Source organism: Flavobacterium collinsii (genome assembly GCF_946903285.1).
Classification (GTDB): Bacteria; Bacteroidota; Bacteroidia; order Flavobacteriales; family Flavobacteriaceae; genus Flavobacterium; species Flavobacterium collinsii.
This window is the reverse complement of sequence record NZ_OX336425.1, coordinates 4,702,750-4,716,819: the sequence shown is the minus strand read 5'-3', so window position 1 is coordinate 4,716,819 and position 14,070 is coordinate 4,702,750. Positions and strand designations below refer to the sequence as shown.

Genomic DNA, 14,070 nt, shown 5'->3' with positions numbered 1-14,070 from the left:
TGTGTAAGTCATTTTCAGAAATTTTTTAATGGCTAAAAAAAATACGGTTCCAGCCTTTCCCGTTGACTTACACCTTCTCGGAGGCAGTGGGCGCATTAACGCACCACACGGGGGTACTGAAACCGTGTATAGTGACATGTACGGGCATAAAAAAAGCCCGCAATGTTCATAGCGAGTAAACTCGCCTCCGAAAAAATGTAAGTCGGGGCAAAAGTACTAAAAGTATTTTTGTGTTTTGCAGCGAAAAAAGAAAAAAAGCGTTGTAATCATTTTTTTAATTGAGAGAAAAATCAACTACTTTTGAGATTCAATTTTTTGGGACTCTTTGAAATTCGGCAGATATTTTTTGTAAATGTTTTAGTAGGAGGATAAAGAGATGTATAAATGAACTAAACATAACCAATAAAAAATTTGCTGTCATCAAGTTCAGGCATGTTGTATGTCAAAATTAGTTAGAAACAAAGAAATAGAAAAATTTTAGCCCGCTCCCGCACGAATCCTTTCGTGTGGCGCAAAGAAAATAAAATAGAAAACCTAATAATAAACAATAAATATTAAACAATGAAAAAAAATCTAATTGCAGCATTGGCTTTAGCAATGTTTTCCTGTGGTAATTCAAATAACGAAATAGGCAAACTTGTAACAACCAAGGAATATGAAGATTTAAATAAAATAGAAGAGAATAACGGAAAACGATTTAGTATAGTTGGATATCCTTTTATTGATAGTGATATAAAAACAAGTATAAAAACAACTCCTTATATCAAATTTTATGAACAACCTAACGGAAAAGGAGTAATAATTGGTCATTTTCCGATAGAGGACGGCGAAGGAAAAAATGAATTTTACACTCCGGAAACTTTTACGATGCAGGACGTAATTTTTTATGACAATGAAGGTAATAAAATAAAGAGCAGTGAAAAATTACAAATTTCTTTTACTTTAAAATTGCAAACAGAAAGAAGTAAAAGCGGTAGAGGAGCGGATGCTGCATATTATGGAGGTCCAGAAGATGTAAGAATTGACAAGGTAAAATAAACTTTTATAGTATAACGATTTTAGCTTTTATTCCTCCCTTGTCTTGTAGTGAAAAAAGTTTACATATAACTAAACATAAAACCCGCTAAAATTTTAGTGGGTTTTGTTGTATATAAAAGATTGTATTACTTTTTTTAATGAGTTTTATACTTCTTTTATTGGTTTTGTTATTAGCATATTTTTCATTTTGGTAATGGTCAAATGCTGATCGATTATGAATCTGGCTTCTTGTAGCCAATTGCCACAAAGGCGAATTAGAGGGAGTAACTTTAGGTCGGGGTTTGTGAAGACATTTAGAGCGTGATTCCCTATAAAAAGAGTACGTTTTGATGTGACGAACTGATAATATATCAGATGTTCGTTCTAGTGCAGAGATCGTGCTTGCCATCTCCATGTTACTATGTGTTAAAAACAATTACACCCAACGGGTTAATTTTAATATAAAAAATGAATATTGCTTTTTTTCTACTAAAAGAATGAAAAATAGTACTTAAAAGTATCAAAACAGGGTTGTTATCTAGAATAATTCAAAATAATTTGGTTTGATTTGATACAAATAATACATTTGCACTATTAAAAATAATTCTAAATAACATGAAAGTAAAAGTACTATTGCCACTTTTGGGCTGTTTGATGATGCTGCTTACGGCTTCTGCATCGTTTGCACAGACTGGTACAATAAAAGGAACGGTTTCATTATCTAATGATGAAGCAGCGGATAATATTTCTGTAACTCTTAAAGGAACAAAGATTGGAACTACTACTGATGCTCAGGGAAATTATGAGATCAAGAACATCAGACCCGGAAATTATATTCTGAAGGTTTCGGTAATTGGGTTTTCATCTAAAGAAAAAAATGTTACGGTTTCAGCTGGAAGTGATCTTGTCGAAAATTTCACACTGCTTACCACTTCTGAGGCACTTACGGAAGTATTTGTAAAAGGGAATGCTAATAAGTATACTAAATCAGAAAGTCAGTATGTATCGAGAATGACGATTAAAAATCTTGAAAATTCACAAGTATATAATGTCGTTACTAAAGAGTTGATCAAAGATCAGTTGGTAACCAATCAGGATGAAGCATTAAAAAATGTACCAGGTTTATATCAATTATGGGCAGCTACCAATCGTGCCGGTGACGGAGCTTCATGGTATTCCTTACGTGGATTTACTACTCAGAGTTTAGTGAGAAATGGTCTTGCCGGAAAAGTAAACAGTAACACTGATGCGGTAAACTTAGAAAGAATCGAAGTGATAAAAGGACCATCAGCTACACTTTTTGGAAATGTGGTTTCTTCTTACGGTGGATTAATCAACCGTGTAACTAAAAAACCGTATGATAATTTTGGTGGAGAAATTTCATATCAAAACGGAAGTTATGGTTTTAACCGTTTAACGGCCGATATCAATACTCCAATTAATGATGACCATACGGCATTGTTCAGATTGAATGCTGCTTTTGGAAATGCGAATACTTTTCAGGATTTCGGTTACTCAAAGAGTTTCTTCGTAGCGCCGTCTTTTGCTTATAAAGTAAACGATAAACTTACCATCTCTATCGATGCCGAAATTGGAAATCAGGACAACTCTGGTATGCCTTTAATTTATCTTCCTTTTGGAGTTTCTATAGCTGACTTAGGGGTTAATAATGCTAAGAATTTGGATGTTAATTTCAAAAGATCATATTTAGGAGATGAATTTATGACCAACACCAAAACATTAAACGTTTTTGCGCAGGCTCTTTATCAAATTTCAGAAGAATGGACTTCTCAAACCGTATTCAGCAGCAGTTCTAATAAAGCAAGTGGTTTACAGACATGGTTTTACCTTTTGAAAGATCAGGAATTCTCAAGAAACGCCTGGGATGCAAATGGAAAAGATAATGCGATCGAATTCCAACAAAACTTTAATGGAGATTTCAAAATTGGATCAATGAGAAACCGCTTCTTGGTAGGTGGTGATATCTATTACGGTTCAAATAAATTAGTGTACCAAAGTTTACCGGGTTATGCGGCATTTGATACCATAAAGTATACAGGAGCGGTGACTAATTATTACGACTTTAACCCAACAAATGTAAAGGATGCACTTACCGGAAAAGGGAATCCTCCTTATACCACTAATAGTTCTATAGCAACATATAGTGTTTACGTAGCAGATGCAATCAACATTACAGAAAGATTAATTCTTTCGGCAGCGGTACGTTTTGATCATTTTCAAAATAAAGGATCATTTGATCCTGCTTCAAATACAAAAGCGGACAATTTTTCTCAAAATGCTTTCTCGCCAAAATTTGGTGCTGTGTATCAAATCGTAAAAGATCAGGTATCTGTTTTTGGAAATTACCAAAATAGCTTTACCAATAAAGGATTCTTAAATGCTAATGTTGATGGGAAGCTTGAAATGAAACAGTTTGATCCTGAAAAAGCAAATCAGCTTGAAGTTGGTGTGAAAGTGAATGCTTTCCAGAATAAAGTAAGCGCAACCTTTAGTTATTATGATATCAAAGTTGACAATATTGTAATTGCAGATCCGAATCTTCCAAATGCAAGCATACAAAACGGAACACAATATAGTAAAGGTTTTGAGGTAGAGCTAACAGCTAACCCAATTCCGGGATTGAACCTTCTTGTGGGGTACTCTAATAATAACTCTAAATTAAATGATTTAAGACCTGTAACTGCAGGACCTGAAAATTTAATCAACTACTGGTTTAGTTATAATCTTCAGAAAACAAAATTGAAAGGATTAGGTTTAGGATTTGGAGGGAATTACGGAGACGCTACCTACATTTACAATAACGGACCTGGTCAAACTTTTGAGCTTCCTTCATATGCTGTGGTTAATACTGCTTTGTACTACGATCAGCCGAAATACAGAGTGTCTTTAAAAGTAAATAACTTAACAGACCAATTGTATTTTAATGGTTATACTACAATAAATGTCCAGGCTCCACGTACCGTTATGGGTAGTTTAACTTATAAATTCTAGTTTTTTTAGAATACTGAACGTAAAAAGGCTCGAACGTAATGTTCGAGCCTTTTTTGTTGATGACTTGTGATGTAATTAGAATGCTTGTGTAAAGCTTAAGGTTAGTCGTGTACCATTTTCTTTAACATAATTCATATTGTTCGATTGCCATTGTGAGATAACCGTATAGTAGTCCCTATTGAATAAATTCTCAACACCTAAACGAATCGTACTTTTTTTCATAAAAGTATAACCGGACGAAAGATTAAAAGCGGTGAATGATTTTATTGGTCCTGTTCCATACGTATAAGCTCCATTAACAGGTTCGAATCTGTCTCTTCCTGGTGTATTGATCATTTGAAGAAAAATCGACCAGTCTTCGATAGGCCTAAATACAGTATAAGCTGTTATTTTTGGCGGATTGATGCGATCACCTCCTAAATATACTTTTTTGTCGGCAAGTTCACGTTTCCCCTCTGTAAAAGAATAACTGGCTCCGATATCTATTTTGGAATGAAGACGGTATTTTGCTGATAATTCAAAACCATAGATCTTTTCAGGTGAACGGGAAATCTGTGGATTACCGTCGATGTAAACATAAGAAGCACCTAATTTGGAAGTACTGTAATAAACAGCTGCTTCATAAGATAATCGATCTACAGCTCCGGAGAATCCAAATTCATAATTATTGGCAGTAACCGCTTTTATTGAAGTATTGTTAACGGTATTTTCTTTTGCAGCACGTAATACTAAACCTAAGTCGGCTACACTGAAACTTTGAGAAAAGCTTACAAAAGGTTTAAACAAATTCCATTTTGTATAACGCAATCCGGCATTGAACATTAGTGCATTAAAATGTAATGCCCCGCCGTTTACTGCGACACCTCCACCTACGTAAGTTCCGTTTACATAATTACGAATACCAATGGTAGTATAGTTAGGAACGTCAATGCTTACATTTTCAAGTCTCAAACCGGTTTTAAATACCAAGTTTGGTCCAAACATGTTCTTAATTTGAAAGTAAGGAGCTAAATTGGTCATACTCATTTCCGGAATTACCAATCTGTCATCAGTAAGATGAGTATCGGTAATATCTGAAAGAATATCCACCCCATAAGTAACATTACCGGATATAAGAGAATTGATTTCGTACGGACTGTTTAAATTCAAACGAAAACCAAATTTTTTACTTTGTGTAGCAGGTTGTCCTTTGTTTTCAAAAAAGTCGCTATAGTTAATAAGTGTAAGATAATCTTGAAAATAGAGAGTAGCATTAATATCTGTATTTCCAATAATATTCTCCCCAATATAACTTAAAGCGGCATTGTGGTTATAAGGCGTTCCTTCTGGTTCTCCGGGACGTGACCCTTTGATTCCGGTAGTAGGCCTATCAAAATTTCCATACACTCCGGCTTTGGCAATATAATCAGTGTGTTGTGTGCTTTTGAAATAATTGTACATTAATTCCAGACGATTGTTAGCGTTAAAATCATATCCGATTTTAGCAAAAGCATTCCAGTTTCTAAGGTCGTTCATTCCATATTCCGGTGAAAGGACACGTCCTTTAGCATCGCGATAAAGTCCTGTTTCTTCATAACGGCCACTAACTACATAATCGAACTTCTTAATTTTTCCGTTGAACTGCTGTGACACAAAGAAACCGGCAGTTTCTTTAGGTTTAATCAATGAGAAAGCTGTCCCGGCCTCTGTTGATCCGCTTATTGTTTTATCGGTAGTTGGTTTTTTTGTAATGTAATTGATCAAACCTCCATCAGCACCGTTACCGTAAATTGCGGTAGCGCCTTTAATAACTTCAACACGATCCAGCACTGTAGGATCCAGAGAACGCATGTCTTTTGCTCCGTCTCTTAAAGGTGTAGATTGTGGAATACCATCAATCATTACCAATACGCGACGACCACGTAAAGTCTGACCTAAATTCTGAGTTCTATTCGTGGTAAAACCCAAGCCCGGAACTGTTGTGCCCAAAATATCACTTAAATTGGAACTTATGCTTAATTGTTGTTGTAATTGTTTCTTTGAAAGTATCGTTACTGAAGAAGGAACTTCGTTTAAACTTTCAACTTGTCTTGTGGCAGAAATAACAATTTCTTTTAATTCATTGTCAGATTTTGATTTGTCAGGTAAAACACTGTCTTGACTTTGGTGATTTGCTTTAGAAACTTGTTGGGCGGAAAGTGAACTTATAGTAAAGAACACCATCAGCAAAGAATAAATTCGCATATTTGGTTTATTTAGATTTAATTAAAATAGAAGCAAATATAGAGAATCTATTAGAAGAATAATAGGAGAAAAGCAGCTAAAGCCGTGCTGTTTCTCTATTTTATTATTTAGTTGGAGTTAGTTACTTAATTCGGCTGATTTAAGTTTTGTTATTCCTTCCTGAACAATTACGTCTTTCAAAATGGTAAGTAAATAGTTGAAAATCACATGTTTATCTAGCGTGAAAAGCATTTTCTTCTCAATATCAAGCCAGGAAGTTTCGATATCTGCTTCATTATGTTGAATCTGAGCTTCTAATTTATCTAAAGAATTAGCAACTTTTGATTCGTTACTTACTTTATTCTCAAATTCATACCAAAGATTGTAAATTCTGCGTAAGTAATTCTTAGAATTTTTACTGGAGTTTCCTGATATAGAGAGCTGCATTATCTCAAATTAAAAATAAATTTTGCATCAATACTGTAACTATTAATTTTAAGTAACGTCTTACGTATTTATAACCAATCAAAACTAAAAGATACAATATGGAATTAATCATTAAAAACCTGGACAAAAAATACAGTAATGGGGTACATGCATTGAACGATGTTTCGCTTCATATTAAAAAAGGAATGTTTGGATTACTGGGGCCCAACGGAGCCGGGAAATCTTCTTTGATGCGAACACTGGCTACTTTACAAGATGTTGACAGTGGCTCAGTAACCCTTGGCGATATTGACGTCCTGAATAACAAAGAAGCGGTTCGTAAAGTTCTGGGTTACTTACCACAGGAATTTGGCGTATATCCGAGAACGTCAGCTGTAGAACTTTTGGATCATTTGGCATTACTGAAAGGGTTTGATAAAAAATCAGACCGTAAACAAATCATAGAACAATTACTAGTTAAAGTCAATCTTTGGGAACATCGAAAAAATGCTGTGAACAGTTATAGTGGAGGAATGCGTCAGCGTTTTGGGATTGCACAATGTTTAATAGGAAATCCACAATTGGTTATTGTAGATGAACCAACTGCAGGATTGGATCCTGGTGAAAGAAATCGTTTTTATAATATCCTGAGTGAAATTGGAGAAAATACCGTTGTTATCCTTTCTACTCATATTGTTCAGGATGTTCGTGAACTTTGCACACAAATGGCGATTATGAACCAAGGAAAAGTATTATTTAGTGGTAATACTGATGATGCTTTACTACAAGTGAAAAGCAAAGTATGGGAGAAAAAAGTAACCAAACTTGAATTACCTGAATACCAAAAAGGCTACAAAGTTATTTCGAATAAATTAGTTGGTGGACAACCTTTGATTCACGTTTTTTCGAATACTCATTTGAATGACGGATTCAGTCCGGCAGAGGAAAATCTCGAAGATGTGTTTTTTGCGAAATTAAACGAATTAGTTTAAGAAAAAAGATACTGAATTACTAAGATTTTAGAAACTTAGGCTGATAAAATCTCAGTATCAAATAACGTCAATCTTTTAGCTCTTTTTAAATAAAAAATTATGTGGAAATTTATACGATACGAATTAAAATATTGGTTACAGACACCAATGATATGGATCTTTTTATTCATTAATACCCTGATCGTTTTTTTTGCGGTTGGATCTGAGCAGGTTACCATTGGCGAAAGCATTGGTAATATACACAAAAATGCACCTTTTGTCGTAGAACAATTCTACGGTATACTTTCGGTAATTTGTTTACTGATGACTACAGCTTTTATGAACGCCACGGCCAACCGTGATTTTCAAAGTGGAATGTATCAATTTATATTCTCCTCCCCAATCAAAAAAAGGGACTATTATTTCGGGAAATTTATTGGAGCAGCGATCGTCTCCGTAATTCCTTTACTTGGAATTTCTTTAGGTGTTTTGATTGCTCCGGTATTAGCACCCATTTTTAATATGTGTCCAGCGGAAAGATTTGGCGAAATCATTTGGTCTGGGCATTTACAGGGTTTATTGGTTTTTGGGATTCCAAATGTGATTATCTCAGGGGTTTTATTATTTGCTTTAGCGATTATTTTTAGAAGCAATATAGTATCTTTTATAGGTGCTATGCTTATTTTGGTATTCTATATTGTTTCCTCTGGATTTACCAAAGATATCCATAAAGAATGGTTAGCGAATTTGCTTGATCCTTTTGGACTTCGTCCTTTTAAGATTATGACGAAATATGTCACCGTTGCTGAAAAAAACCTAAGTGCAGTCCCCTTACATGGCGATTTATTAACCAATCGTTTGATCTGGATAGGAATTAGTTTGATTATTTTAGTCGCAGTTTATTTTAAGTTTTCTTTTAATACTAAGAAAGAAAAAAGCAAAGAGAGCAAAAAATCAAAAGTATCTGAAGCTCCTGTTCTTGTTTCCAATGTGATATTCGAAGCAACAAAAGCTAATGTCTTTTCGATAAATACCTTTTGGGGTTTAGTAAAATTTGAAACTAAATCAATCATCAAAAATCCAACCTTTATTATCATTGTTGCCATTGGAATGATTAATTTGATTGCAAGCCTTACGAGTTTTACAGGCCGCTATGGAATTGCTCAATATCCTGTTACTTATGATGTAATCGATACTATAAAAGGGGCTTTTGGCATTTTTATGATTGGATTTATTACTTTTTACACTGGTGTTCTGGTTTGGAAAGAACGTGATGCCAAAATCAATGAAATTCAAGATGCTACACCTATCCAAACAGGTGTTTTATTCTCCTCTAAATTGGTAGCTCTCATTATTGCTTTAGCCATCGTTTTTGCCTTAACGATAATCGTTGGAATTGTGTCACAAACAGCTCATGGATATTACAATTACAAATTAGATGTTTATCTAAAATCAATAATGGTAGTGTCTTTACTGAGCTATTCTTTTATGGCGGTAATCTCCTTGTTGTTCCATTATTTAATCAACAACCGATATATAGCTTATTTTGCTTTTGTCACTTTTATAATTGTTAATAATTTCATTTGGGGGGTACTCGAAATCAATAGCAATATGTTGAATTTTGGTAACACACCAGCCATTACTTACTCAGACATGAATGGGTTTGGCCCTTTTGTCTCCTCTACCATTTGGTTCAATGTGTATTGGGCACTATTTTGTTTGATCTTGTGTTTTGTCATTAACGCATTTTATATTCGTGGTAAAGAACAGCAATTTAAATACAGATGGGTAAATGCAAAAAAACAACTTGGAAAAAATAAGATTGGCATAGCGACCACCTTAGTTTTATTTGCACTTTGCAGTAGTTTTGTTTATTATAATACCAAAATTTTAAACACTTACGATTCTTCAAAAGAACAGGAGAACAAGCAGGTGGATTATGAGAAAAAATATAAAAAATTCGAAAATCTTGTACAGCCTCGTTTTTATAAATTCAATTACACTATTGACCTTGTGCCTGAAAAACGAAACATGACTGCAAAAATAGAAATTTGGGCGAAAAACAAATCTAATGTAGCTATACGAGAACTCCATTTTACGATGCCAGAAGTAACTGATAGTTTAAAAATGAGTATTGCCGGAGCAAAATTGAAATTAAAAGATTCGCGTTTAAATTATGAGATTTATGCATTAAACAAACCGTTATTGCCTAATGACTCCATTAAGATTAATGTCGATTTATGGAAATTGACAAAAGGATTCGAAAATGAAGTCACTTTTACACAACTCACTCAAAACGGAACGTTTTTCAATAATTATGATATTGTACCATCTCTGGGATACAATAATGGCGTGGAGATTTCAGATAAAAACAAACGAATCAAATTGAAATTACCAAAGAGAGACAGAATGCCAAAACTGGACGAGAACAATCTTTCGGCCAGGGGCAATACGTACCTTGCAAATGATTCGGATTGGGTTGAGGTGAATACGACGATAAGTACAGCACCGGACCAAACTGCCATTGCTCCGGGATCACTATTAAAAACGTGGGAAGCTAATGGAAGAAAGTATTTCAATTACAAATTGGATCAAAAATCATTGAACTTTTATTCCTTTATTTCTGCAAAGTATGAAATAGCCCGTAAAAAATGGAACGGCATAGATCTCGAAGTTTATTACGACAAAGAACATGCCTATAATGTTCCGAATATGCTCAAAAGCATGCAGAAATCATTAGAATATTATACTAAAAACTTTGGACCATATTATCATAAACAATGTAGAATTATTGAGTTTCCAAGATACCAAAGTTTTGCACAAGCCTTTCCTGGTACTATGCCTTTTAGCGAAGGTATCGGTTTTATCATTGATTTAAGTGACGTAAAGAAAGAGGATATTGACCAGGTTTATTATGTCACGGCACACGAAATGGCACATCAGTATTGGGCACATCAGGTTTCTGGTGCCAATATGCAGGGAAGTGAAATGTTTAGTGAAGGTTTCGCACAATATTCTGCTTTGATGGTCATGGAAAAAGAATATGGAAAAGACAAAATGAAAAAATTCCTGAAGTATGAGATGGATCGTTATTTAAGCGGCCGTAGTTCTGAGCTTGAAGGAGAACAACCTTTGATGAAAACTGAGCACCAGCAATACATCCACTATCAAAAAGCAAGTGTAGTCATGTATTATTTAAAAGAAATGATTGGGGAGAAAAAGGTAAATCAGGCTTTGAAAAATTTGGTTGACACTTATGCTTATAAAAACCCGCCATTTCCAACTTCGGTAAGTGTAGTAAATGAATTGCGTAAAGTAACTCCGGATAGTTTACAGTATTTGATTTCTGATATGTTTGAAAATATTACATTATTTTCAAATCGAATGCTTGAAGCCAAATATAAAAAAGTAGGTTCTGAGTACGAAATCACTTTAAAAACGACTTCTGAAAAATTCAGATCGGATGCACTTGGAAAAGAAACCCCAATACCTGTTGCAGATTATATTGATATTGCTGTTTTTGCGGAACCAAAAAACGATTCCGGTTTGGGTAAGGTTTTGATTTACAAAAGGCTAAAAATAATAAAAAAGGAAAATGTTTATGTTTTTAAGACTAAAGAGAAACCTTTTGAAGCTGGTATTGATCCCTACAACTATTTGATTGATCGAATTCCAGAAGACAATTTGAAGAAAGCAGAAGATTAATTTTGCAGCAGAATTCATAAACATTCGTTTCATTAAAAAGCTATTTGCGTGATTTTTTGAAGCTATGGATTTCATTACTTGAAATCCTAATCAATGAGGTTGCAGGACAAATAATTTAAATAGTTTTGTAAAAAAAGAAAAACTTTTGTGGGAGATAATCCTGCAAAAGTTTTTCTTTTTTACGCATAGTAGGTACATTTATTTTGCCCCTTATATTCTCATTCTTTGTAATTTTTGCTCTGTAAAATGAGTTTGTGTTAGTTGATAGATAGATTTTACCTTTAAAGGTTTCTTTCTTCTGGGGAACTACCTTAAAAAGAATATTGTAGAAAAATGGTTTGTAAATAGGAACATTTTTCGCTAAAGAACTTACAGGTCCTTTCCTATTTTAGAGATCGAATTTGAAAATCTACTGGAGAAAGTTGGTTTTAAATGGAAAAATTATTTCTTACTCTGATTTTTTTGTTTTTTAACTCTGAATATTTACTGTTGAATAAAAATAATTATGATTTGATTATTTTAAATGTTAAAAGTGTGTATTAGAATATTTTTGTATGTATTTAGTTATTTTTTAGTTTATTTAAAGTAATATTTTTTTTACAAATTATCTTGTCGGTTAATCATAAAATGTTACTTTTACATTTTTTAACAGATAATTACGCATAAATGTTGAAATTTAGATTTCTAATTCTTTTCTTATTTTTAATTTCGTTAGGTTTTTCTCAAAGTAAGCAGACTACAGTAATGGTTAATGCCAGAGCTCAAAAAGATCAAATCTTGATTCGTTGGGCGGTTAATTCTTCAAGTGAGTGGCAAAAGGCAAATAAAAAAGGGTTCATAATTACCAGAACTACTTTGTTGCGAGACGGGGATATTGTATCTAAACCCGAAAAAACAGTACTGACTCTAAAGCCACTGATTCCCGAACCTTTAGAATCCTGGTTAGATTTAGTACAAAAAGATAATAATGCAGCTATAATTGCACAATCTATTTATGGAGAAAGTTTTGAAGTAACGGGGGCTAAAGAAGGAGATTTGTCGAGAATTGTGAATATGGCAGACGAACTGGATCAGCGTTATACTTTTGCTTTATATGCAGCAGATATGAGTTTTGAAAGTGCTGTAAAGGCAGGTTGGGGATACGTAGATACTAATGTAAAAAAGAACGAAGTATATGCCTACCAGGTAAGTGTTTTCGAAAGTCCAAAGATTAAAGAATCTTCGTATATGATCGGGTTAAGAGATTATACTACTCTTCCGGCTCCAACGGATTTTATTGCAATTCCCGATGATAAAAAAATCTTACTGTCTTGGGATTATGAGACTTTTAAAAGAATCTACACTTCGTTTATGGTAGAGAAATCTACTGACGGAATCAATTTTAGCCCGATAGCTTCTACGCCTTTGGTTAATTTAAATGATAAAGAGGAGCATCCTTCTAAAACCATGTATTATGTTGATACACTTAGTGTAAATGATAAAAAGTATCATTACAGATTGTATGGTATAACCTCATTCGGAGAAAAAGGAGAAATAACAAAATCCATTACTACAAGTGGCATTACAGCTGTGGTTACACCGGCAAGATTATCAGATTATAATATTTTAAACTGGAACGAAGTCATTTTGGAGTGGGAATACCCTGCAGCATCAGAAAGTTTTATTCAGGGGTATGAAATTAATTTAGCAGATAATGACAAAGGGCCTTACAAGGTTGTTACTAAAAGTATTTCACCATCTGAGCGTAAACTCATTTATAAAGCAAGTTTATTTCCATCAAATTATTTTACCATATCCGTAGTAGGTAAAAATAATAAGCGTATAACTTCCCAAAGTATGTTAGTTCAGCCTGTAGATTCAATACCTCCTGCAAAACCTAGTGGGCTTGAGGGCACAATTGATAGCCTTGGAACGGTTCAATTAAAATGGAAACCCAATCTGGAAAAAGATTTAAGAGGATATCGCATTTTTAAAGCCAATAATGCTGACGAAGAATTTGTAGATATCTATCATAAATCATATTTAGGTAATGCTTATAAAGATAGTGTTAGTCTTAAAATGACCAATAGCAAAGTGTATTACAGAATTGCAGCCGAAGATATGCGATTTAATGTCTCGGAGCCATCTGATGTTTTGGTACTGGATAAACCGGATAAAATACCGCCAGCTGCACCAATTTTTAAAGATTATGACAATAAAGAAGGAAAGGTTCATTTAAAATGGATTAGAAGTTATAGCGAAGATGTTGTAGGTTATAGCCTAAGGAGGAGAGAGAAAGGGCAGGAGCAGTGGCTGGAGATAAAACAAATCAATGATACTATTCAGGAGTTTACAGATGAAAAAGTAGATAATAAAAAAACATATCAGTACGCTATTTTGGCGAAGGATAAAAGTAATCTCTGGTCTTCATTAGATCATTCAGTAATAACAGTACAAGTTTTAGATTTTTCTCCTGTTAAAATTATTTCATTTTTACAAGGGATACCAGATAGAGAAACCAAAAAAGTAACCTTGACTTGGGATTATGTTAAAAATAAAGAAAAAGTAACCAGTTTAAGCATTTATAAAAATCTAAAAGGATCTCCGCCAACATTATGGAAAGAATTAAATGGAGATGTTTTTACGCTAGAAGATAAAAATTTAAAAATAAACATGAAATATGAGTATCATTTAATTCCAAGTTTGCTAAGTAGCAATCCTGCAAAAGAAGAAGTTTTAACCATTTTTTATTAGGTTT

7 protein-coding genes are annotated in these 14,070 nt (G+C 33.7%); 5 read left to right on the top strand and 2 right to left on the bottom strand.

Annotated elements, in window-relative coordinates:
* Nucleotides 1-561 precede the first annotated feature (561 nt).
* Together OGZ34_RS19060 and OGZ34_RS19055 are read left to right on the top strand one after the other, a co-directional pair.
* A complete protein-coding gene (locus OGZ34_RS19060; protein ID WP_263361372.1) occupies nt 562-1,038 on the top strand; it encodes a hypothetical protein in 477 nt (158 codons plus the stop codon).
* A 594-nt stretch (nt 1,039-1,632) separates the two neighbouring features.
* The gene (locus OGZ34_RS19055; protein ID WP_263361371.1) at nt 1,633-4,029 is read left to right on the top strand and encodes a TonB-dependent receptor; all 2,397 of its coding nucleotides are present in this window, start codon (nt 1,633-1,635) and stop codon (nt 4,027-4,029) included.
* A gap of 75 nt (nt 4,030-4,104) precedes the next feature.
* Here the strand turns inward: OGZ34_RS19055 and OGZ34_RS19050 are convergent, their stop codons facing one another.
* On the bottom strand, nt 4,105-6,252 hold the full coding sequence (locus OGZ34_RS19050; protein ID WP_317853240.1) for a TonB-dependent receptor: 2,148 nt from the start codon (nt 6,250-6,252) through the stop codon (nt 4,105-4,107).
* A gap of 117 nt (nt 6,253-6,369) precedes the next feature.
* Nucleotides 6,370-6,678 (bottom strand): HD domain-containing protein, encoded by a 309-nt coding sequence (locus tag OGZ34_RS19045; protein WP_263361370.1) that lies wholly within the window; start codon nt 6,676-6,678, stop codon nt 6,370-6,372.
* A gap of 98 nt (nt 6,679-6,776) precedes the next feature.
* Between OGZ34_RS19045 and OGZ34_RS19040 the strand changes: the two genes are divergently transcribed.
* From OGZ34_RS19040 to OGZ34_RS19030, 3 genes are all read left to right on the top strand, one after another.
* Nucleotides 6,777-7,649 (top strand): ABC transporter ATP-binding protein, encoded by an 873-nt coding sequence (locus OGZ34_RS19040; protein ID WP_173968164.1) that lies wholly within the window; start codon nt 6,777-6,779, stop codon nt 7,647-7,649.
* 99 nt (nt 7,650-7,748) lie between these two features.
* Nucleotides 7,749-11,333, top strand: coding sequence for an ABC transporter permease/M1 family aminopeptidase (locus OGZ34_RS19035; RefSeq protein WP_263361369.1), 3,585 nt, complete (start codon nt 7,749-7,751; stop codon nt 11,331-11,333).
* A gap of 666 nt (nt 11,334-11,999) precedes the next feature.
* Entirely contained in the window at nt 12,000-14,066 is a 2,067-nt protein-coding gene (locus OGZ34_RS19030) for a fibronectin type III domain-containing protein (protein ID WP_263361368.1), read from the top strand.
* Nucleotides 14,067-14,070: the final 4 nt, after the last annotated feature.